The organism is Pseudidiomarina tainanensis (genome assembly GCF_004214835.1).
Lineage (GTDB): Bacteria > Pseudomonadota > Gammaproteobacteria > Enterobacterales > Alteromonadaceae > Pseudidiomarina > Pseudidiomarina tainanensis.
The window spans coordinates 288,816-311,745 of sequence record NZ_PIQJ01000001.1; the positions used below are offsets into that span (position 1 = coordinate 288,816).

20 protein-coding genes are annotated in these 22,930 nt (G+C 48.0%); 5 read left to right on the plus strand and 15 right to left on the minus strand.

All coding sequences use genetic code 11. From position 1 onward, the window contains the following. Nucleotides 1-10: 10 nt before the first annotated feature. The 5 genes from CWI82_RS01485 to lexA all read right to left on the minus strand — a co-directional run bounded on the left by CWI82_RS01485 (nt 11) and on the right by lexA (nt 4,665). Nucleotides 11-613: a cytochrome c oxidase assembly protein gene (locus CWI82_RS01485; protein ID WP_092857708.1), complete on the minus strand. Its 603-nt coding sequence runs from the start codon at nt 611-613 to the stop codon at nt 11-13. 2 nt (nt 614-615) lie between these two features. Next, nucleotides 616-2,202, minus strand: a complete 1,587-nt coding sequence (gene ctaD, locus CWI82_RS01490) for a cytochrome c oxidase subunit I (RefSeq protein ID WP_130202438.1) — start codon at nt 2,200-2,202, stop codon at nt 616-618. 12 nt (nt 2,203-2,214) lie between these two features. After that, nucleotides 2,215-3,336, minus strand: a complete 1,122-nt coding sequence (gene coxB, locus CWI82_RS01495; RefSeq protein WP_092857706.1) for a cytochrome c oxidase subunit II — start codon at nt 3,334-3,336, stop codon at nt 2,215-2,217. 298 nt (nt 3,337-3,634) lie between these two features. Beyond that, nucleotides 3,635-4,048, minus strand: coding sequence for a hypothetical protein (locus CWI82_RS01500; RefSeq protein ID WP_092857704.1), 414 nt, complete (start codon nt 4,046-4,048; stop codon nt 3,635-3,637). Further along, nucleotides 4,045-4,665, minus strand: a complete 621-nt coding sequence (lexA, locus tag CWI82_RS01505) for a transcriptional repressor LexA (protein ID WP_130202439.1) — start codon at nt 4,663-4,665, stop codon at nt 4,045-4,047. The genes CWI82_RS01500 and lexA overlap by 4 nt, the downstream gene beginning before the upstream one ends. Nucleotides 4,666-4,811: 146 nt before the next feature. Between lexA and plsB the strand changes: the two genes are divergently transcribed. Further along, nucleotides 4,812-7,259: a glycerol-3-phosphate 1-O-acyltransferase PlsB gene (plsB, locus tag CWI82_RS01510; protein WP_130202440.1), complete on the plus strand. Its 2,448-nt coding sequence runs from the start codon at nt 4,812-4,814 to the stop codon at nt 7,257-7,259. A 20-nt stretch (nt 7,260-7,279) separates the two neighbouring features. Here plsB and ubiA read toward each other — a convergent pair whose 3' ends face one another. From ubiA to CWI82_RS01540, 6 genes are read right to left on the minus strand one after another with little or no spacing between them, the layout of a single operon-like run. Beyond that, nucleotides 7,280-8,143, minus strand: a complete 864-nt coding sequence (gene ubiA, locus CWI82_RS01515) for a 4-hydroxybenzoate octaprenyltransferase (RefSeq protein WP_130202441.1) — start codon at nt 8,141-8,143, stop codon at nt 7,280-7,282. Then, entirely contained in the window at nt 8,140-8,742 is a 603-nt protein-coding gene (locus CWI82_RS01520; RefSeq protein WP_130202442.1) for a chorismate--pyruvate lyase family protein, read from the minus strand. Before CWI82_RS01520 ends, ubiA begins: the two co-directional genes overlap by 4 nt. A gap of 5 nt (nt 8,743-8,747) precedes the next feature. Then, nucleotides 8,748-9,584 carry a rhomboid family intramembrane serine protease gene (locus CWI82_RS01525; RefSeq protein ID WP_130202443.1) on the minus strand — a complete coding sequence of 279 codons (837 nt, stop codon included), beginning with the start codon at nt 9,582-9,584 and terminating at the stop codon, nt 8,748-8,750. Continuing rightward, nucleotides 9,585-9,908, minus strand: coding sequence for a thiosulfate sulfurtransferase GlpE (glpE, locus tag CWI82_RS01530; protein ID WP_092857692.1), 324 nt, complete (start codon nt 9,906-9,908; stop codon nt 9,585-9,587). It abuts the gene before it with no gap. Nucleotides 9,909-9,931: 23 nt separating this feature from the next. Next, nucleotides 9,932-10,957: an L-threonine 3-dehydrogenase gene (tdh, locus tag CWI82_RS01535; RefSeq protein ID WP_130202444.1), complete on the minus strand. Its 1,026-nt coding sequence runs from the start codon at nt 10,955-10,957 to the stop codon at nt 9,932-9,934. A 32-nt stretch (nt 10,958-10,989) separates the two neighbouring features. Next, on the minus strand, nt 10,990-12,183 hold the full coding sequence (locus tag CWI82_RS01540; protein WP_092857688.1) for a glycine C-acetyltransferase: 1,194 nt from the start codon (nt 12,181-12,183) through the stop codon (nt 10,990-10,992). A gap of 126 nt (nt 12,184-12,309) precedes the next feature. Between CWI82_RS01540 and coaD the strand changes: the two genes are divergently transcribed. Then, complete coding sequence (gene coaD, locus CWI82_RS01545; RefSeq protein ID WP_092857686.1) at nt 12,310-12,798, plus strand: pantetheine-phosphate adenylyltransferase; 489 nt, start codon at nt 12,310-12,312, stop codon at nt 12,796-12,798. 8 nt (nt 12,799-12,806) lie between these two features. Here the strand turns inward: coaD and CWI82_RS01550 are convergent, their stop codons facing one another. Further along, nucleotides 12,807-14,132 carry a sodium-dependent transporter gene (locus CWI82_RS01550; protein WP_092857684.1) on the minus strand — a complete coding sequence of 442 codons (1,326 nt, stop codon included), beginning with the start codon at nt 14,130-14,132 and terminating at the stop codon, nt 12,807-12,809. Between the two features lie 149 nt (nt 14,133-14,281). Here CWI82_RS01550 and pckA point away from each other — a divergent pair, with 149 nt between their 5' ends. Beyond that, complete coding sequence (gene pckA, locus CWI82_RS01555) at nt 14,282-15,883, plus strand: phosphoenolpyruvate carboxykinase (ATP) (RefSeq protein WP_130202445.1); 1,602 nt, start codon at nt 14,282-14,284, stop codon at nt 15,881-15,883. A gap of 72 nt (nt 15,884-15,955) precedes the next feature. Here pckA and CWI82_RS01560 read toward each other — a convergent pair whose 3' ends face one another. Together CWI82_RS01560 and CWI82_RS01565 are read right to left on the minus strand one after the other, a co-directional pair. After that, nucleotides 15,956-17,062 carry a GGDEF domain-containing protein gene (locus CWI82_RS01560; protein ID WP_130202446.1) on the minus strand — a complete coding sequence of 369 codons (1,107 nt, stop codon included), beginning with the start codon at nt 17,060-17,062 and terminating at the stop codon, nt 15,956-15,958. 8 nt (nt 17,063-17,070) lie between these two features. Further along, on the minus strand, nt 17,071-19,083 hold the full coding sequence (locus CWI82_RS01565) for an alpha/beta hydrolase family protein (protein WP_130202447.1): 2,013 nt from the start codon (nt 19,081-19,083) through the stop codon (nt 17,071-17,073). Nucleotides 19,084-19,212: 129 nt separating this feature from the next. Between CWI82_RS01565 and CWI82_RS01570 the strand changes: the two genes are divergently transcribed. Beyond that, a complete protein-coding gene (locus CWI82_RS01570; RefSeq protein ID WP_092857676.1) occupies nt 19,213-20,991 on the plus strand; it encodes an SLC13 family permease in 1,779 nt (592 codons plus the stop codon). Here CWI82_RS01570 and fabR read toward each other — a convergent pair. Further along, complete coding sequence (gene fabR / locus CWI82_RS01575) at nt 20,948-21,580, minus strand: HTH-type transcriptional repressor FabR (protein ID WP_130202448.1); 633 nt, start codon at nt 21,578-21,580, stop codon at nt 20,948-20,950. The genes CWI82_RS01570 and fabR overlap by 44 nt on opposite strands. Before the next feature lie 181 nt (nt 21,581-21,761). Here fabR and CWI82_RS01580 point away from each other — a divergent pair, with 181 nt between their 5' ends. After that, nucleotides 21,762-22,928 (plus strand): acyl-CoA desaturase, encoded by a 1,167-nt coding sequence (locus CWI82_RS01580; RefSeq protein WP_092857672.1) that lies wholly within the window; start codon nt 21,762-21,764, stop codon nt 22,926-22,928. The last annotated feature ends 2 nt before the right edge of the window (nt 22,929-22,930 follow it).

Consider the following 22,930-nt stretch of genomic DNA (forward strand, 5'->3'; position numbering starts at 1 on the left):
AAACGAATCCTCAGTCTGCCGACGTTGCTGCATCAAATGAAGCAAGCACGTCCGGTTGAGCATTGGCTGTCATATCGTACATGGTGTATGACAAAGTCAACGTGTGTATGTGGTCAGGAATGTCTGGGTCTAAATAAAACTGCATTGGCATTTTGGTATCTGCACCGGCAGCTAAAGGCTGCTGGTTAAAACAAAAACATTCGGTTTTGTTCAGATATAACCCCGCTTCGCCGGGTGCAACAGAGGGGATTGCTTGAGCTACCATGTTTTGTCCGGTGGGATTACTTGCCAAAAAGTTGACGACTTTGGTTTCGCCTGGATGAACTCGAACAGATTTCACTTCCGGTTCAAAACCCCAAGGCATTCCTTTATTTACCCGAGTAATAAATTGCACATTGATGGTGCGCGAAGTATCTACGCTACGAACGTTTGCAGCGGCCTGCTCATTTTTGGTGCGGCCGTTGAATCCGGTAATATCGCAGAACACTTCATACAACGGCACCAGTGCAAAGCCGAAACCAAACATGCCGACAACGACAAACAATAAGCGTCGCACAACGCGCGCATTATCTGCGCGCGGTGCTGGGTTTGGTGTTGGGCTATTGGTCGTCATGACTACTTCACCTCAGGTGGTGTTTCAAAGGTGTGGTATGGCGCCGGTGACGGTACTGTCCACTCGAGACCTTCTGCTCCATCCCATGGTTTGGCAGGTGCTTTCTCACCACCGCGAACACATTTGATGACCACAGCTAGGAAAATCAGCTGCGATAAACCAAATGCAAAGCCACCAATACTAACGATTTGGTTAATATCAGCGAACTGTAGCGAGTAGTCTGGAATACGGCGTGGCATACCAGCAAGACCTGCGAAGTGCATTGGGAAGAACAGCACGTTCACGGAAATTAGCGAGCACCAGAAATGCCACTTCGCTAACGTTTCGTCGTACATGTGACCAGTCCACTTCGGTAACCAGTAATATGCTGCTGCCATAATCGAGAAGATGGCTCCGCTCACCAATACGTAGTGGAAGTGAGCCACTACGAAATAGGTATCGTGATACTGGAAGTCTACTGGCGTAATCGCAAGCATCAAGCCAGAGAATCCACCGATGGTAAACAAGATCACAAATGCTAACGCGAACAGCATTGGGGTTTCAAAGCTGATAGACCCACGCCACATGGTCGCAACCCAGTTAAACACTTTCACACCGGTTGGCACCGAGATAAGCATGGTGGCGTACATGAAGAAGATTTCCGCGGCTACCGGCATACCCGTTGTAAACATATGGTGTGCCCAAACGAGGAAGCTCAAGCCCGCAATTGCTGCGGTTGCGTAGACCATCGACGAGTAACCAAATAGTTTCTTACGAGAAAATGCAGGGATAATCGCCGAGACAATACCGAATGACGGCAAAATCATGATGTACACTTCAGGGTGACCGAAGAACCAGAAAATATGCTGGAACAACACTGGATCGCCACCACCAGCTGCATCGAAGAAGCTAGTACTGAAGTACTTATCTGTTAACACCATGGTCACCGCACCAGCAAGTACTGGCATGACCGCAATCAATAAGAATGCAGTAATGAACCATGTCCACACAAACAACGGCATCTTCATATAGGTCATACCCGGCGCACGCATGTTCATAATGGTCACGATCACGTTAATTGCGCCCATAATCGACGAAATACCCATGATGTGTACTGAGAACACGAATAACGCCGTGGAATCGCTACTGTAGGTGGTTGAAAGTGGCGCGTAGAACGTCCAGCCGAATGCTGGGCCACCGCCTTCCATAAACAATGAAGCTAAGAGGATTGCAAACGCGAATGGAAGAATCCAAAAACTCCAGTTGTTCATACGCGGCAATGCCATATCTGGCGCACCAATCATCATTGGTACCATCCAGTTTGCAAGGCCAGTAAATGCAGGCATAACCGCACCGAACACCATAATCAGACCATGTACAGTCGTCATCTGGTTAAAGAAGTGCGGGTCGACAAGTTGTAAACCAGGTTGGAAGAGCTCGGCGCGAATGACCATCGCCATGGAACCGCCAACCAAAAACATAATAAAACTGAACCATAAGTACATTGAACCAATGTCTTTGTGGTTCGTTGTGAATAACCAACGGGTAATACCCGATGGCGCGTGATGGTGATGATCGTGATGATCCATCTCGCCAGCAACTGTGCTCATATCGGGTCTCCCTTACTTATTCAAATATTCATTAACGTCAGCGGCCTGAATCAGGTCGCCAGTATTATTACCCCAAGCATTACGCTCATAGGTGATAACGGCCGCAAGTTCACGCAAGCTTAACTGATTACCAAAGGCCTGCATGGCTGTGCCAGCTTTACCATTAACGACGATGTTGATGTGACCAGGTTTGTCGTTCATCACCATCGCAGTGCCTTTCAAGCTCGGGAATACGCCAGGAATGCCTTCACCGTTAGGCTGGTGACATGCCGCGCAGCTACCAAGATAGACGCGCTCACCCAATTCCATAAGCTCGTCTTTGCTCATCGACATTGAAAGTAAACGTTGCTCTTCTTCTTTGGCGGCTTTAGCGATGGCTTCTTGTTCGCTGATCCAAGCCTCGAATTCAGCAGGCTCTTTGGCGATAACGACAACTGGCATAAAGCCATGGTCTTTACCACACAGTTCAGCACACTGGCCGCGATAGATGCCGGGTTCGTCGATTTTCGTCCAAGCCTCGTTGATAAAGCCTGGGTTCGCGTCTTTCTTCACCGCAAAATCAGGAACCCACCAGGAGTGGATAACGTCGTCTGAAGTGACTAAGAAGCGAACTTTTGTATCGGTTGGTAGAACCAATGGACGGTCAACTTCCAACAGATAGTTTTCGCCTTTCTCTAGACGGTTGTTGATTTGATCTTGGCGGGTTGCAAGTAAACTAAAATATTCAACATCACGGTCGAAATATTTGTAGTGCCATTTCCACTGTGAGCCGGTTACGAGAACAGTCACCTCAGCTTCAGACGCGTCTTCCATCGCAAACAGTGTCTTGGTAGCTGGAATGGCCATACCGACCAGAATCAAAAATGGAATAACGGTCCACAGAATTTCTACTTTAACGTTCTCATGAAACGTAGCAGGTTTGTGGCCTTTCGATTTGCGGTGCAAAATCATCGAAACAAACATAGCACCGAAAACAATGACACCTATCACACAGCAAATATAAAAAATTGTCATGTGTAGGTCGTACACGCGTTGACTGATCTCGGTAACACCTTGAGTCAGATTCAACTGCGATTGCGCACTAGCAGCAAGTGGAATACTCGCTAGTAGCGCAGTGATGAGTCTAGTACTCACGCGACATCTCCTCTCATTCTTCCGACGTGGTTTTCCCACGAATACACCGAAGTGCGAGCCTGAAGAACAACGAGGTGAGTAGAAAAAGGAACAGCATTTCAAAAGAAAATCGCTTTCCCCACTAACCCTTTGTTGTTATGTATCAAAGTTTATTATTGTTTATTGTGTTAGCAGTTAATGCACATTCAAAATACCATTTTCTGGTGAAAAAGAAACCGCCATTTCGAATAATTTTTACATTCAAGTATAAAAAAAGGGCTGCACTGCAGCCCTCAACTGACAACCTTCACAAGCAGGATTAGTGGAGTGGGGGAAGTGAAGGTAAATCGTTAAACACAAAACTGTGTGTATGGCTGACTTTACTAGCCATTTTTAGACGCTGTTGCATGCGTGGTGACATTTCACCTAACCAGCTCAATACCAAGCTGCTGGTACCCGCTAGTAACGCCTGTTCAGTTGCCCATTCACGTTCATCTTGATTGCGACCGTGAACCCAGCGAATCCGAGTTCGGCTAATACCTGCTGCCACGAGTTGCTCAATCACTTCACGGCGTGCGCCGATAACGGTCACCCATTGATGAGTGCGTAGCGATAAAGCATGCAAACGCGGTAACACACTTTCCAAATCAGTTTGACTGGCAGAAAGCTCTGGTGCACCCGACCAAATATCGAATGCTGATTCATTAAATTGATTGCCAAATTGATTTCTCATAACCATGCTCCGTTACGGATCACACCAACAGCTAACCCTTCTATGGTGAAGTACTGGTGAGTGAGATCGACTTGAATAGGTGAAAACTCGTCATTCTCTGGGTGCAACAGAATCATGTTGCCGCGACGCTCAAAGCGTTTCACAGTGACGTCATCTTCAACGCGAGCCACAACAATCTGTCCGTTGCGTGCTTCATGTGTTTTGTGAACAGCAAGCAAATCGCCGTCCAAAATACCGATATCTTTCATGCTCATACCGTTAACGCGCAGTAAGAAGTCGGCGTGCGGTTTGAACAGGTTTTGGTCAACCTGATAGTGGCTCTCAATGTGCTCTTGCGCCAAAATGGGTTCGCCAGCAGCGACCTGACCTATAAGAGGCAGCCCTTCAGGTACATCTTCGTCCTCGACACCGATGAGACGAATGCCGCGCGACATACCCGGCATCATTTCAATCACACCTTTCTTCGCAAGCGCTTTCAGATGTTCTTCAGCAGCATTCGCTGATTTGAAGCCAAGGCGCTGCGCAATTTCAGCGCGTGTTGGTGGCATTCCTGTCGCATCAATATTGTCTTTGATGAGACTCAGAATCTGCTGCTGTCGTGGCGTTAATGGTCGCATGTGAATACCTGTTTATCTATACAGTGATACTGTGAGTATATACAGGTGTTTTGGTTTCGCAACTTTTTTGTGCAAAATTTTTTCATTCAGACAAATTCAAGCAACAGTGGTATGCTTTATACGTTTGTATTTTGTGGGGATATTGCATGAGTCTGAAAGGCTTTTGGCGCGGCATAATGTATTGGCCAGTACGCTGGTTAACGCGCTTTGAAACAATTCTTGATGACGCGACAGCGCAGATTGTTGGCGACAATAATGTGGTATATGTCATGCGCTCAACGTCGAACACCGACATGTTGGTGGCACAGCGTGCGTTGAAGCAGGCAGGCTTACCTGATCCAACCGAAGACTTGCTGATTAATGGTCAGCAGTTGGCTCGGGTGATGTTTTTGGATCAAACCGACCATGGTTCGGCCGAAAAAGCGATTGAGGATTTTGAAAAGCTAATTGCAGCCCATCAGCAAGATCAGCAACTGAACGTGAAAGTGGTTCCAATCGGGTTATTTTGGGGGCGCAAACCTGGCCAAGAAGCGCGCCAAGGTCATACCATGGTCGCCGATATTGATAACCCGGGTCACTGGCGTAAATTTTGGCTGACGATGTTTTCGGGTCGTCATATTTTAATTCGCGCGAGTTCACCAGTGCAGTTACGTGACATGGCAGAACAGCACGGGTCTACGCAACGCTTAGCGCATAAACTGGCGCGCGTCGCGCGTGTTCATTTTGTGCGCTTACGCCATGCTGTAGCCGGACCGAAAATGACTGAGCGTGCGGTGGTTATTCAAGATTTATTGGATACACCTGCGCTACAGCAAGCCATTGCAGATGAAGCCCGCAGTAAAAAAATCTCTGTTCCGCAAGCACGTAAAACTGCAGAAAAGTATCTTCATGAAATTGCCGCAAGTTACAGTGACACCTTAGTCCGCTTGCTCGATCGATTTATGACCTGGTGTTGGAGCCGAATTTATAACGGGATTCACATTGAAGGTGGTGAGCGTATTCGCGAGCTTGCCGAAGCGGGGCACGAAATTGTTTATGTTCCGTGTCATCGCTCGCATATGGACTACTTGTTATTAAGCTACGTGATTTATAAAGAAGGTTTAGTCCCACCGCATATTGCGGCTGGTGTTAATCTCGACTTTTTTCCAGCCGGGCCGCTGTTCCGCCGGGGCGGCGCGTTTTTCATCCGTCGCAGTTTCCGTGGCAACAAGCTTTATTCGACGGTTTTTCGTGAATATTTAAACCGATTATTCCAAAAAGGTTACCCGGTAGAGTACTTTACCGAGGGCGGGCGTAGTCGTACCGGTCGTTTGTTACCACCGAAAACCGGTATGATCGCAATGACGGTACAAGGTATGCTCCGCGGTCAACAACGTCCGATGTCGCTGGTACCAGTTTACTTGGGCTACGAGCACGTGATGGAAGTCGGCACCTACCTCAAAGAACTAAAAGGTAAATCGAAAGAGAAGGAATCGATGTGGCAGGTGCTGAGCAGTCTGCGGCATTTGCGTAATTTCGGACAAGGCTATGTAAGCTTCGGCGAACCGATTAATCTTGGCGAAGCGCTTGAAAAACTGCAACCGAACTGGCGTGATTCAATCACGACCGGGGCTGAAGAGCCGGAACGTCCGAAATGGCTGACGCCGACGGTTAACCTACTTGCCGACCAGATCATGTGCAGAATAAACAATGCCGCTGCGTTTAACAGTGTGAACTTATGTGCGCTAGCCATTCTGAGCTCGGAGCACCATGCGCTGACTCGCGAAGAGCTGGTGAGCCAGCTCAACCTGTACACACGCATTATGCGTGAAGTGCCCTACAGTAAAGATGCCTATGTGCCAGAAGAAGACGGTGAACAGCTGTGGCAATTGGCGAAGAAGCACGACAAGTTTATTGTTGAAGCGGATGGTATTGGCGAGTTGATTCGTCTCGATGGCTCCACTGCCATCGCCATGACTTATTATCGCAACAATATTATGCATATGGTGATTGTTCCAGCATTATTAGCGGCCTTTGCGCTTGGTCATAAACGCTTTACTGCTGAAGCTGCGGGCAAGTTATTAACCGAGTTACATCCGTTGTTGCAAAATGAACTGTTTATTAGCCACAACGCCGAGGACATGACACTTTGGGTTAATGCGTTACTTGAGCAATATGTGCAGTGTGGGTTGTTAACCGAAGCTGGCGAGGGGGTTTATGCGGTCGCCAAACGTGACTCACGTGCGTATTCACAGTTAGTGCTGTTGGCGCGCAGTTCAAGTGAAACCGCGCAACGCTATGCCATAGTGTTGGAATTACTCCAGCAAGCACAGCCTATTTCGCGCAGCGATTTGGAGCAACATTCAGTACAGCTCGCTGAGCGGTTGAGCTCGATTCATGGGGTGAATGCGCCGGAGTTCTTCGATAAAAAGGTACTCAGCACACTCATTGGTACGCTGAAATCTGAAGGTTACTTTAGTGTGATTGATTCCGGCGAAATGATGGCCGATCAGCGCGTCGGCGAACTCAGCGACGCCGTTGATTTGTTGCTTGAACCTGCGGTTCTACAAACCATTCGTCAATCAGTGCAACAGTTGGTGAAGGCTGAACGTTAATCCGCTCGGCCTTAAACCTATTAAAACCAATAATGCGCAGCAACAGCGAGAGCTAATACCCAACCCACGTTGTTGTTGTGCAAAAATGCTTGAAAGCAACGCCCAGGCTCACGATACCAAATCAGGTAGTGTTGCCAGATAAATAGTAAGACAATCACGGCTAAGCCGGCCCAGTAAACCCAGCCAAACAACAATAAGTAACCCAGCCATCCAAGCAGTGCCAGCGTGATGAGTTGCAGCACAGCAATAGCAAACTTGTCGTGCCCACCAAACAAAATCGCAGTCGATTTCACGCCAATTTTAAGATCATCAGCACGGTCAGCCATCGCGTACTCAGTGTCGTATGCCACAGTCCAAGCGATATTGGCAACAAACAGTATCCAAGCAATCAGTGGCAGCCCTTGGTCTAACGCGGTAAATGGCATTAAGACCCCAAAGCTAAAAGCGATACCCAACACCACTTGAGGTAACTGGGTAAAGCGTTTGCAAAACGGATATAAAGTGGCGACGCCGGCAGCGGCAAAACTCATCAAAATAGTGGCCTGGTTAAATTGCAGAACAATCACAAATGCAATCAGTATCAGCAGACCAAATAGAGCAAGTGCATGCCATGGTTTAAGCTCGCCGGTGGCAAGCGGACGTAATTTCGTTCGATTCACATGACCGTCTATATTGCGATCCGCGTAATCGTTGATCACACAACCGGCGGAGCGCATCACGAACACACCTAACATAAATAGTACTACGGTGCGTAGCGGTGGATTGCCGTCACCAGCAATTAGTAGCGCAACGAGTGTCGGCCAGCCGAGCAACAGGCTACCAATCGGGCGATCGGCGCGCATCAAACGCCAGCATGCACTAATAAACTGACCAGCTTTGATCATGACTGTATGTCCTCATTTGCGAGCTTGGCGGGAATCGACTCGCCAATGAAAACCTCAGCAACTAAAACCTTTTGTCCGGCAGCTTTAAAACAACTACGGCGTCCCCAAAGTTGCTGCGCCGGATAACCTAACTGTTGGTTCAACCGGCCAATCGGTGAGTCTGGGGAAAACTTGGCAACTTCGATGGCGCCACGTTCTAGGTCGGGCTGTGCAAATAAATGCGCACCCAATGGGTTATTGCCAAGCTGACCGAGTTGTAATGCTTGTTCATCTAGTGCGCGTTGCGGAAATACACTGCGAGCAAATACCCAGGGCTTGCCATCACAGCAAAGTAAGACTTCGCGTATGGCAGCATGTTCATCATCACCGAGCCACCGTGCTTCGTCGCTGCGAATGGTGCCAGGTTGCTGGCCTATCACGCGCACTTCAAAGTTTGCGCAATGCTGCTTCAGTTTTGCGGTGAGCGAGTTGGGGTCAAGTAGCCAAGCTTGAAGCGCAGCGCTTTCGGGCAATGTCGCCGAGTTTGCTAACAGCCAATCAGCTTTTTGATGATGGCGAATAATTGGAAAATCAAATTCGGTTTTCACAGCAACATCCATGAACGTCACTTCTGCCCATAAACAGTCAAGGCACGGATACCGGCTCCGACTAACAGGCCAGCAATCAAGCCAGCGGTGTGCGCGGTGTTGGCAATGTTCACCCACAATAGGCCGGTGTAGCCAATCACTAGCCACACTAACATGAAGATAATCAGGCTATTGGGCAAAAATAACGGGTGTCTTGGATTCTTCCATCCAACGACCGTGGCAATACCAAACAAGCCATACACCACGCCCGAGAGACCACCAAAATAAGGGCCGCTTTCAATAAATTGCGAGGTGTTTGAGGCAAGGGCGCAAAACAGGAACGCTAGAATCAGCCATTTGCTGCCGTAATAACGCTCAAAGCGGCCGCCAAGATACCACCACCAGAATACGTTAAAAACAATATGCAACACACTAAAGTGCAATAAGGCTGGGGTGAAAAAGCGCCACGGTTGTGTCCATGGCATGGCTTCGTAACTATCTGGATTAAATAGAAACGCCCCAAGAATCGGTTCGGCCAACGGGGTTAATAAACCAATAAAGGTTAAGATAACCACTGCGGCATAGCCGGTAGTAAACCATCCGGCCTGTTGCAGCAACTGCTGAAAAAAGCTTGGTGGTGCCTCTACTTTTGAGTGCTCTTGAATATCTTGGAGCACTTCCGCTACCGCTTCTTGCGGATTCTCTTTGAACGCTTGAATAAGAGCTTTCGCATGCGCGTGATAACTGGATACCGTTAACCAAAGCTCCAATTCATCGCCATGTTCACTGACCGTTACCGGTACGTTATGGCGTTGCAAGTAGGCGTACAACATAGCCATTTCGTCGGCATTGCGCGTGGTCAGTAATTTTTTCATCTAACTACGCTCCACCGCCTCAGGAAACGCTTGAGCCCAAGCCGTCATGCCGCCATCTAGGCTACTAACCGACTCGACCCCTTGGTGGGCGAGGTATTGTGCCGCGCCTTGGCTACTGTTGCCGTGATAGCAGACGACCACCACCTGGTCATGGTCGTCTAAATCGTCAAGAAACTGCTGAACATTGGCGTCAGTTAAACGCATCGAACCAGGAATATGCGCTGCAGCATATGAGCGCTCATCGCGGATATCCACAAACCGCGCCGTTTTGGAATTCCATAATTCATGCGCTGTTAGCGTGTTAATACGTTTAAAATCTGCCATGTTCTAATCCTTGATTGAGTGCCTTAGCTCCAGTCTAAAACAACTTTCCCAGACTGACCTGACGTCATGATATCAAACCCTTTCTGGAAATCGTCCACTGGCATACTGTGCGTCAAAATGGGTGAGAGGTCGAGCCCCGATTGTAGCAAGCTGGCCATTTTGTACCAGGTTTCAAACATTTCGCGACCATAAATACCTTTGATCACCAACCCTTTGAAAATCACTTGGTTCCAATCAATAGCAACGCTGGTTGGCGGGATACCAAGCATGGCGATCTTGCCGCCATGATTCATGGTCTCAAGCATTTGCGCAAACGCTGAAGGAACGCCAGACATTTCAAGACCAACATCAAAGCCTTCTTTCATGCCGAGCTCATTCATCACGTCTTTAAGACTCTCTTTGCTCACATCAACCGCACGGGTAGCACCCATTTTCTTGGCGAGGTCGAGACGGTATTCGTTCACGTCGGTAATCACAACGTGGCGCGCACCAACGTGACGAGCCACGGCTGCGGCCATAATTCCAATTGGACCAGCACCAGTTATTAACACGTCTTCACCGACTAAATCGAAAGCAAGTGCGGTATGTACGGCATTACCGAACGGATCAAAAATTGCAGCTAAATCATCGCTAATATCATCCGGCAATTTGAATGCGTTCTCGGCAGGAATCACTAAGTACTCGGCAAACGCGCCAGGGCGATTTACACCTACACCGACGGTGTTGCGACACAAGTGACGGCGTCCAGCACGGCAGTTGCGGCAGTGACCACACGTGATATGGCCTTCGCCCGAAACCCGGTCACCTTTGTTGAAGCCGCGAACACCTTCACCCATAGCCTCAACCACGCCAACATATTCGTGACCGACAACCATCGGTACCGGAATCGTTTTTTGTGACCATTCGTCCCACTTATAGATGTGTACGTCGGTGCCACAAATGGCGGTTTTCTTAATGCGGATAAGCAAATCGTTGTAGCCGTATTCCGGCTTCTCAACGTCGGTCATCCAAATACCAGGTTCAGCGTGCAATTTCGCCAATGCTTTCATAAATCGTTCCCTTCAGCCTTTTAAAAAGACGATTAAATAATGCCGAGATCTTTACCAATGCGCGTGAATGCGTCAATGGCACGATCGAGTTGCTCACGAGTGTGCGCTGCAGACATTTGCGTACGGATACGCGCTTTGCCACGCGGCACTACTGGGAATGAGAAACCAACCACATAAATGCCTTCTTTCAACATACGGTCAGCCATTTCTGAAGCCAAGCGGGCATCACCAATCATTACTGGAATAATGGCGTGGTCAGCACCACTCAAAGTGAACCCAGCTTTGGTCATTTCGCTGCGGAAGTAGTTAGCGTTATCCCAAAGTTTTTGACGAAGATCATGGCCGTTTTCCAACATTTCAAGTACGCGAATCGACGCTTGTACAATGGCTGGGGCAACTGAGTTTGAGAATAGGTATGGGCGTGAACGCTGACGTAACCAATCAATCACTGGTTTTTTACCAGAGGTATAACCGCCTGATGCGCCACCTAGTGCCTTACCTAAAGTACCGGTAATGATATCGACGCGACCTAATACGTTGCAGTACTCGTGTGTACCTTTACCGTTTTCGCCCAAGAAACCAGTCGCGTGACAATCATCCATCATCACCAAAGCGCCGTATTCGTCTGCTAAATCGCAAATGCCGTTTAAGTTCGCAATCACACCATCCATTGAGAACACACCGTCGGTCGCCACCAAAATATTACGTGCGCCGTCGGCTTTCGCTTGTTTGAGTTGCGCTTCTAAGTCTGCCATGTCGTTATTTTTGTAACGATAACGCTTGGCTTTGCTTAAGCGAATGCCATCGATAATCGAGGCATGGTTAAGCTCGTCACTGATAATCGCGTCTTCAGGGCCCATTAATGTTTCAAAAAGGCCACCGTTGGCATCAAAACATGACGAGTACAAAATGGTATCTTCAGTACCTAAAAAGTTACTCAGTTTCGCTTCTAGAGTTTTATGAATATCTTGTGTACCACAAATGAAACGGACCGATGCCGTACCAAAACCATGTTCATCCAAGCCTTGCTTCGCAGCTTTAATCAGCTCAGCATTGTTGGCTAAACCGAGGTAGTTATTCGCACAAAAGTTTAATACGGACTCGCCGTCACCCACTTCAATTTCAGCGTCTTGGTCGCCAAGAATAATGCGTTCGTTTTTGTATAAACCTTCGTTTTTCAGCTCTTCGAGTTGCGTTTCAAGCTGTTGATAAAAATCTTGCTTCATGTAATTCTCCGTGCTTTAGACCTGACGGGTGAACTTAAGTCTGTTTACTTAAGCTGTTACGATAAGCATAGTTTACCTGATCAGCAGGGGGCTGCGCATCCTCATTTCATCAGCTGGAGAAATTTCATGCATAAACGCGCCATTTATCCTGGGACCTTTGATCCGATTACGAATGGTCATGCTGACTTAATTGAACGAGCCGCAAACTTGTTTAGTGAAATTATTGTCGGTGTTGCGAATAGTCCCAGCAAAAAGCCAATGTTTACGCTTGAAGAGCGCGTTGAGCTTGTGCGTCAAGTGACAGCCGAGTTACCGAATGTTACCGTGGTTGGCTTTAGTGGTTTATTGGTGGATTTTGCCAAAGAGCAGGGCGCGACAGTACTGATTCGCGGTTTACGTGCGGTGTCGGATTTCGAATATGAGTTTCAGCTGGCAAATATGAATCGACGCTTGTTTCCAGGCTTAGAAAGTGTGTTTTTAACACCGGCTGAAGAAAATTCATTTATTTCATCCACGCTGGTTAAAGAAGTGGCAATTCACCACGGTGATGTGCGCCAGTTTACTGACGCGCGTGTAGCCGAGGCTTTAGAAAATAAGATCAAAGCGCGCAAGTAAGTGCTTGCTTACAGCGCGACATCGACAAATACCCAAGCCAATAACAGTGGGCAGATAAAACGTAAATGCCAGAACAATAAGCGGTAGCGCCATGACGTTGCCGCTAACTCGCGAACTCGGTTGCTACGCTGCCAAAACCATCCCAATACAATAAAGTAAAACAGCCCCGATAACGGTAATTGGAATTGTGTGACATAGGTCACCACCCAATTAAAGAGCGGTTCAAACCAAATCACCAAAGCACAGCCAATTAGCGCAATAATCGCTGCAATAATACGCGCGGCTTGGCGACGATTCAGCGGATGCGTTTCTATCGCATACGCAATGGGGACTTCGGCGGTCGCAATCGTTGAAGTGAGTGCCGCAATGCTCAACAGCGCAAAAAAGCCGAATCCTAACCAAGCGCCGGCATAGCCTAATTGCGTGAACAAATCAGGAAGCACTTGAAAGATCAGCCGACCTTCGCCGATCAGCTGCTCGCCCTCGGTGACGCTTAAGCCTTGTGCCATAGCCACGTAGAGTGCAGGGATTATTAATAGACCAGCCAAGAACGCGACTAATGTATCGAGCGCAGCGACACTCCAAGTCAGACGGCCAATACGGGTGCCTTTTTGCAAGTAACTCCCATAAATCATCATGCCGCCCAAGCCGATGGACAAGCTAAAAAACGCCTGACCCATGGCAGACACTAACAGGTCGGCATTCCACATCGCTGCAAAATCGGGAATTAAATAAGCTCTGAAGCCATCGGCTGAGCCAGGTAAGGTGCTCATGAAACCAATCAAGCCAATTAATAGCAACACCAGTAACGGCATGAGGCGGCGTGACCAACGTTCAATACCTTGCTGGACGCCATTGATGACGATACCAAAGGTAAGTGCGACAAAAACTAAGAGCAAAATGATATCGCGCAGCATCGAAGCATCAGCAAAAAACGGCGTTAACTCGGTTAATTGCAGAGCAGTGAGTAAAAAGGTGAAACCTTCGGCAAGCATCCAAGCGGCGACTAAATGGTAGAAACTCAGCATTAAAATCGCGCCGATAACGTTCAAATAACCCATTGTTTTACCGCTGATTGCGGTGATAGGGCGTGCCGTGGTACTCAATGTGCTGAGTGCTTTTACAGGGTTCGCTTGCGCGGCATGGCCTAGGCTTAACTCGGTATATAACGCCGGTACCGCAAGTATCACAACAACCAGTAGATAGACGAGTAGAAATGCAGCGCCGCCGTGATTTGCAACTTGGCTGGGGAAGCCCCAAATATTGCCAAGACCAATAGCAGAGCCTGCTGCAGCGAGAACGAAGCCTATCCGTGTGTGAAAACTATCGCGCATATTTTAACCATAACTTTTGCGGTAAAAGGCGCCATTCTAGCCTTAAAATGGCGACAAAGACTATCATTTTTGCGTGTTTGAGGTTAGAATCGCGCCCCAAGTTTACTTTTCAAATTTTTGCTCAAACCAGACCCGCAGGAGTCCGTCACATGACTGATCTGGATTTAGGCCATTACGGCATCACAGACGTCACTGAAATTGTCCATAACCCTTCTTACGAGCAGTTGTTCGAAGAAGAAACTCGCACCGATCTTCAAGGTTTCGAGAAAGGTGTTGTCACCGATCTTGGCGCTGTTGCTGTCGATACTGGTATTTTCACTGGTCGCTCGCCAAAGGACAAATACATTGTACGTGATGACACTACCAAAGATACATTGTGGTGGGCGGATCAAGGCAAGAACGATAACAAAGCAATTACCCCTGAAATTTGGGCTGATCTAAAAGAGACAGTAACGGGTCAACTATCTGGCAAGCGTTTGTTTGTTGTTGATACCTATTGTGGCGCAAACGAAGATACGCGTTTGGCCGTTCGCTTTATTACCGAAGTGGCATGGCAAGCTCATTTTGTGAAGAACATGTTTATTCGTCCATCAGCGGAAGAGCTAGAAACGTTTACCCCTGATTTTGTGGTCATGAATGGTGCGAAATGCATTAACCACAAATGGCAAGAGCATGGCCTGAATTCTGAAAACTTCGTTGCTTTTAACTTAACTGAGCGTATTCAGTTAATCGGCGGTACTTGGTACGGCGGTGAAATGAAGAAAGGTATGTTCTCAATCATGAACTATTACCTGCCGCTTCAGGGTATTGCTTCAATGCACTGTTCTGCGAACGTTGGCGAAGACGGCGACGTTGCTATTTTCTTCGGCCTGTCGGGTACCGGTAAAACAACCTTATCAACCGATCCAAAGCGTCAGCTTATCGGCGATGACGAACATGGTTGGGACGACGATGGCGTCTTTAACTTCGAGGGCGGTTGTTATGCGAAAACTATCAACTTGTCAGCTGAGGCCGAGCCAGATATCTACAACGCAATTCGCCGTGACGCCTTGTTAGAAAACGTGACCGTTCGCGAAGACGGTAGCGTTGATTTTGATGACAATTCAAAAACTGAAAATACCCGTGTGTCGTACCCGATTTATCACATCGATAACATCGTGAAGCCAGTGTCGAAAGCGGGTCATGCGCAAAAAGTTATTTTTCTAACAGCGGATGCGTTTGGTGTATTACCACCTGTTTCTAAGCTGACTAAAGAGCAAACTGAATACTATTTCTTGTCCGGCTTTACCGCGAAATTGGCTGGTACAGAGCGCGGTATTACTGAGCCAACGCCAACCTTCTCAAGCTGTTTCGGCGCGGCATTCTTAACGTTGCATCCAACGCAGTACGCAGAAGTATTGGTGAAGCGTATGGAAGCATCTGGTGCGGAAGCCTACTTGGTGAATACCGGTTGGAACGGCACTGGCAAACGTATTTCAATTCAAGCGACGCGCGCTATCATTGATTCGATTCTAGACGGCAGCATTGAAGATGCGGAATTTGTACAGTTGCCATACTTTAATCTAGCAATGCCAACAGCACTTGAAGGCGTTCAAGAGCAGCACATCCTTGACCCGCGTAACACCTATGAAGATAAGGGAGACTGGGATGTGAAAGCTAAAGACTTGGCGCAGCGTTTTGTTGCGAACTTTGAAAAGTTCACTGACAACGCAGAAGGTAAAGCTCTCGTTGCTGCAGGCCCTCAGTTGTAGCAATAAGCTTTCGCATAAATAAAAGAGGCAGCTGACGCTGCCTTTTTTATTGTTTGTTCTAAACAATTGAGGCTAATGCACTGCGGCTCGAGCCGCTTTACCTAAGCGAGTACAATTGCGTCCGTCATGCTTTGCCTGATAAAGCCCGTTATCGGCACGCTGAACAATCGAAATGATGGTGTCTTCATCGAGACAATCGGTACAACCAATACTGACGGTTAAGTGAAGCTTTTGTTCGGTGAAACGATGCTCAGCTACCGCAATACGGATTTTTTCCGCTAATTCAACAGCACCTTCTTCATCGGTATTTGGCGCAATAACTAAAAACTCTTCACCACCCCAGCGCCCGAGGATATCGCTGGCTCTGATCTGAGCAGATAAAACTTGGCTGAGCTCTTTAAGTACTTGATCGCCAACAAGGTGTCCATAGTTGTCGTTAAGTGTTTTGAAATGATCGGTATCAAGAATCAGTACAGCAAGCTCATGCTGATAACGATGCGCACGCTCTAGCTCTTGTTCGAGCACGTCATCTAAGTGCGAGCGGTTTTTCAATTGTGTCAGCGTGTCGGTTCTTGCGAGCACTTCAAGCTCACGATTGCGCTTTGCTAGAAAATTAAAAGCTTCTTCGCGTGACTTTTCATAATGGCGCGAGATGGTGAGCACTGCGACTAACGCCAGCGCAATATTAAACACGGCTGGTAGATTAATTGCGTAACTTGGCCACTGTGGAGAAAACCAGATGATAAACGCCACTAAAGCGGCAAGGAAGCCTCCGCTGACATAAAGCCCTAAACGTAAACCAAGTAAGAAAAACGCAAGCAAGGGCACCATGCTAAACCAAATAAATGAATAGTTGCGACCGTGCGCTAAAGCGAAATACATTCCGAGAAAGATGACAATAATGCCAATTAGCAGACGAGCGCTGCGCTCAATATTCAGGTGCTTGCGAAGATCAATTTGTAACGCCAAGATACCGCCGAAAAGTATTGCATCGGCGGCGGCCATCAGCAGATAGTCAAACAGAAAAATATTCAGAAAAAAGAATATGCCGGTATAAAGTTGCAGAATAAATTGAATATTCTGCATTAACTTCACTCGCCAGTAGCGCAGGTCTTCTGGCTGAAAAGGGTGGGGGATAACCCACCACCCTTTGTTAAATAGTCGCTTAAGACCTGCCATGAATACCCCTACTTCAGTTTTTCAGCATGTGGCAGTTCATGTGCTGGCGCTTCTTTATTACCTTCAACCAAGAAGTGCTGCATCCAACGCATTAAACGCATAGCATAGTCCAGTTGCGCCGCAACACGGCGGTTACCGTGACCTTCGCCGGGGTATAGGACTAAGCGTACCGGAACATTTCCGTGAGTTTTCAAGTAACGATAAAGCTCCATCGACTGGCTTGGATGTACACGGGTGTCTTCTTTACCGTGCATAATCAAGATAGGCGTACGTGCTTTTTCAGCGTGATAAATCGGGCTGCGCTCTAAGTACCACTGCCATTTTTCCCATGGGTAACTGCGCGCGTGAACGGCATGCATTTCTTTGGCGATATCGGTCGTACCAAACTTAGAAATGTTATCGCTGATACCAACGAACATCACGCTGGCGGCAAAATGTTCGGTAAGTGCCGTTGCACCCCATGCCGACGCAAAGCCACCGTACGAGCCGCCGGTAATCCCCACTTTCTTCGCATCAACTAAGCCCATTTTGACTAAGTGATCTTTACCGTCAACTAAGTCGTCAAACTCTTTGCCAGCATAATCATTTTGACCAAGCTTCGAGAATTCAACACCGCGTCCGGTACTGCCTCGATAGTTCGGGAAAAATAACGCATAGCCTTGCTGCGCGGCGTATTTTACTGGGCTACCGTAACGATCCAGCCAACCATTACTGTAGTGCGCTTCCGGGCCACCATGCACAACCATGATCAGTGGATAACGCTGACCTTCTTGATAATCGGTTGGGTACACAACAATACCTTCAAGATCTAAGCCGTCACGCGCCTTGTAACTTACTGTTTCTTGGCGCGGCATGGTGATGTCGGCTAACCAAGGGTTGGAGTCGGTGAGGCGTTCAATACGTTGACCACTAATGCGGAACAATTCAGTTGGGTGTGCGGCGCTATGCGCTCGAACAAGAACATCTTCGTGACCCGGCGTAACCTCAATATCAACCGCAACAAGCTTGCTGGGTTCCATTAAAATACGTGTCTCGAGCCATTGCATGGTCAGCGCTTGCACTTCACTTTGCGTGCCGCGGTGGCCTAACCAAACCAATTCGTCGTTTCGACGCCAAGCGATGTCTTGCACATGCCCTTGATAATCCGGCAGGACCTCTTTGCGTTCATTCTGCTTGCTGGTGTCGTATACGTATAAACGGCCATCAGCTGGATCATTATAATCAGCCGCACCAATCACCGCTAAGTAGCGACCGTCAGGCGAAAATTCTGCTTTGCCGAGTTTCCCAACCGACTCAAATGCACTGACTTGCTTACCTGAAAAATCAAGTAGCTGATATTGGCTACTCATATAATTGTCATCAACTAAGGCAGTTGGTGCGACACGAACTAACAATTGTTCATGACCCGGACGAAACGCAACAGACAGGACTTGCTGTGAGTTTGTCAGCTGTACTGGCTTGGCATTTTCGGTTTGCGTGTCATAAAGCCACAAATGCGTGAACTCATGCTCTTCTTCATAAACTTCAGCTTTGAAACCTTTTTTGGCGAGCTTCGCTTTCGTGTCGTCAGCTTTACTGCGAGCACGAAATGCGATGTAGCGCCCATCAGCGCTGATCGCGTAGCTATTGATGGCGGCATCATGACTAAGTGCAAGCTGCGCTTCGCCACCTGTGGTTGCCATTTTATAAAGGCTCGTATGCTTCACACCGTCGCGTTTCGCTAAGAAGTAAATTGTTTGCCCATTGAAGCTAACCGCACCAAGACTTTCTTTACCGGTAATAAAGGGCACGCTCACAGAGTTACCGCGCACGGTATAAAGTTCAATGTAAGAACTGCCGTCGTCATCAACGTATGGTTGGCGTGGTACCACTCGAGTGAAGGCCGCTAATTGTCCATCAGCGGCAAGAGCCGCACTGTTTATTGATTTAACGGTAATGGTTTCTTCTAACGTAATATCTCGTGCATAGGTAGAAAATGACATTACCGCAGCGACTAATACAAGACTAATGCTGCGCAGCATGATGTACTCCTCGTTGCTTTGTTGTTCACTGATTATTCATAATTATTTAGCAATCTTACCAGCAAAATTATTGACTTCCCACGAAATAACGCCAATCTGTTAACAACATTTTAAGGTTTTGGAAAGTACATGGTTGACCAATTACTTATCGGCGCAATTATTATTGGTGCCCTGGTTCTGTTTGTCTGGGACCGCTGGCGCTATGACCTGGTGGCAATGTTTGCCCTATTAGTGGCGGCCGCCCTAGGGTTGGTGCCAACCAATGAAGTGTTTGCAGGGTTCGGTAATGCGGCTGTTATCACCGTGGCTGCAGTATTGGTCATTAGTCATGCAATGTGGCGATCGGGCGTGGTCGATGCATTAGCTTCTTTAATGAAGCGAGTGGGTGATACAGCCTGGATTCAAATGCTTGCGCTCACCAGCATTACCGCATTTTGCTCTGCGTTCATCAGTAATACCGGTACCATGGCCATCATGATTCCAGTTGCGCTGCAGTTATCGCGAAGCGGGTTAGGTCATGCTTCAAAGGTATTGATGCCAATGGCATTCGGTTCATTGTTGGGCGGTACGGTGACCATGATTGGTACGCCATCCAACATTATTGTGGCGGATATTCGCCGTGAATCGATTGGTGCAAGCTTCGGTATATTTGATTTTACTGCTGTTGGCGTTTCACTCACAGTTATCGGTTTAGGTTTCATGTGGCTGACTAGCAAATGGTTAGTACCGAAGACAAATAGCCGTGATAGTGCTAATTCGCCTTACGATATGAGCTCATACATGACAGAACTGTGGGTACCTCAGAGTGCAAGCTATGTTGGTCAAACGCTGTACGAGCTGGAAAGCCGCATAAAAGAAAACTTTGCGGTCGTGGCTATCAAACAAGATAAAACGGTGATGACTGCGCCGCCGCGCTATTACCGTATTAAAGCCGAAGACGTGCTGATTGTAGAAGCTGATACCGATACATTGCAGCAGATTATCGACGCGACGGGCTTTGAATTAAATGCAGAAGAAGAACTTGCGGATCGATTTTTGATTTCCGATGAAGTACAGGTCGTTGAGGGCGTTGTGGGTCCGGATTCACGCCTGGTGGGGCGTTCTGCCGCTGATTTACGCCTGCGTCATCGGTTTGGCGTGAACGTGTTAGCCGTTGCGCGTCAAGGGCAGCCGGTTAAGCCAAATCTGGCAAATATACGCTTCAAACCAGGCGATGTTTTATTGTTGCAAGGCGACGCTGAAATTCTCACCGATGTGTTTCGTCGTTTTGGTTGTTTCCCGTTGGCACAGCGCAGTATGCGTATTGGTGCCGGTAAAAAACTATTCACACCACTGGCGATATTCGCTACCGCAATTATGCTCAGTGCGCTGGGAGTTCTCTCCGTGCCAGTTGCGTTCACTGCCGCTGCTGGCGCAATGGTACTTGCGAATATCATTCCGCTGCGCGAGTTGTATGAAAACGTCGATTGGCCGATCGTGGTGTTGCTCGGGGCGACCATTCCGTTAGGTGGTGCGCTTGAACGCAGCGGTGCGGCGCATACGTTGGCAGATTGGGCACTTATGGTGAGTAGTGATGCTCCGGCAGCCGTGGCGCTGACAATTTTATTGGTGGTCACGCTCGCGTTATCTAACATCATCAATAATGCGGCTGCGGCGGTATTAATGGCGCCCATCGCCTTAAATATGGCAACCGGCCTCGACGTTTCCGTTGACCCGTTTTTGATGGTAGTTGCGATTGGTGCGGCGTTACCATTTATTACGCCAATTGGTCATCAATCAAATATTTTGGTGATGGGGCCGGGGGGGTATGCGTTTGGTGATTACTGGAAACTCGGTTTACCGTTAACCATTGTGTTGTGCGTTGCTACAGTGCCGCTGATTCTCTGGTTTTGGCCACTTGCCGCGTAGCCTCAGCACCGCGCGCAACCACGCGCAATTGCGCAATCGTTTGCTCGGTTAAGCGCTGGCGCTCTTTGGCGTCAGCATCAAGTGCATCGGCTCCAGCACTGAATACAATGCGAACAATCGCATCCGCTTGCAACTCGGCTAATTCACGGTCGAATTGTTGCTCATCAACTAAATAATCGACTAACTCAGCGGTGAAATGCTCGACTTCGCGGGTTACTGCCAAGCGGAAATCACGTGAATTGCCGGATTTTTCCTGCAATAACAGACGAAAAATAGCGGTGTTGTTGGTCACAAACTCCATAAACGTCGTCACCGACGCGCGGATAATCGAGCCACCTTTGGCAATTTGTTGGCGTGATTGACGTAATAATTGCCGCAGTGTCAGGCCGCCTTCGTCAACCAAAGTCAGCCCAAGCTCTTCCATGTTTTGAAAGTGACGGTAAAACGAAGTCGGTGCAATACCTGCCTCGCGCGCAACTTCCCGTAAACTCAAACTCGCATATCCGTGTTCAGCGCTGAGCTGATTCATCGCCGCTTGAATAAGGGCTCGACGGGTTTTTTCTTTTTGGGCTGCGCGAACACCGGCCATAGCATGGAACTCTCGTTAATTTTAGTCGTCGAACAGATTATGTCAGTGAACGCGTGTTCACGCAATTCAACGTTTTTCGACCGAATTTACTTGCACTGAATATAAAGCATAGGTAAATTGAGCGAACACATGTTCACTGAATGCGCGAGTTCTTCTTTTTAGTAATTAAGTTGGTTCATATATGTCGTCACATCCTGGTTCAGCAACTGCTGAAAAACCTCCCATCATTTGGCTTAACTTCAGTGTTTTTGCCATTACTTTTTTAGTCGCCGCAATTGGTGTGCCATGGTATGGCTTAACGCACGGTTTTTCGGCTGGGCTGATTGCTGGATTGATCGGTACCATCGTGTTCGCTGGTATTTCGATCACGGCTGGCTATCACCGGTTATGGGCGCATCGCACATACGATGCGCACTGGTCATTGCGAATCCTTTTCGCTTTAGGTGGTGCTTTAGCGGTGCAAAACAGTGCTTTGCACTGGTCGTCTGATCATCGTGAACACCACAAACATGTGGACGATAACGATAAAGACCCTTATTCAGCGAAGCGCGGTTTCTGGTACTCGCACATCGGTTGGATGTTACGTGAATATCAGGCATCACGTTATAGCAACTACGACAACGTCAAAGATCTGCAGAAAGATCCGATTGTGATGTGGCAGCATCGCCACTACCTGTTGCTGACCATTTTGACTTCAGTTGGCTGGCCGATTGCTTTGGGCTTGATGCTCGGTGATGTGTGGGGTGCAGTCATTTTAGTCGGCTTCGCGCGTTTGGTGATTAACCATCACACCACGTTCTTTATCAACTCACTGGCACATATTTGGGGTAAGCAAACTTACACCGATCGCAATACGGCGCGTGATAATGGTGTATTAGCCTTATTAACCTTTGGTGAGGGCTATCATAATTACCATCATATTTTCTCTGCGGATTACCGCAACGGGATTCGTTGGTGGCATTTCGACCCGACCAAATGGTTGATTCGAGCGTGTTCATGGGTTGGATTAACGTCGAACTTGAAGCGGACAAACGGCTATCAAGTTGAGAAAGCTCGACTCGAGATGCAGTTTAAGAAAGCCAAAGAAAAAGCACAGATTTCTTGTGAAACGACAATGGCAAAACTACACGATGAATTTGATCTCATGGTCGTAAAACTGCGTGATTATTACCAAGTGCGCAAGCAATTACTTGATACAAAAGCGAAAGCAATGGTTGATGGGATGCATGTACCAACGCTTGCAGAATTGCAGGCTAAAGCTGAAATCATGCGCGTGGCATTCCAAACGCACAAACAAGAATTTCAAGAGTTACTGCAGCGCACAATGCGAGCGCCGCAAACCGTTTAAAA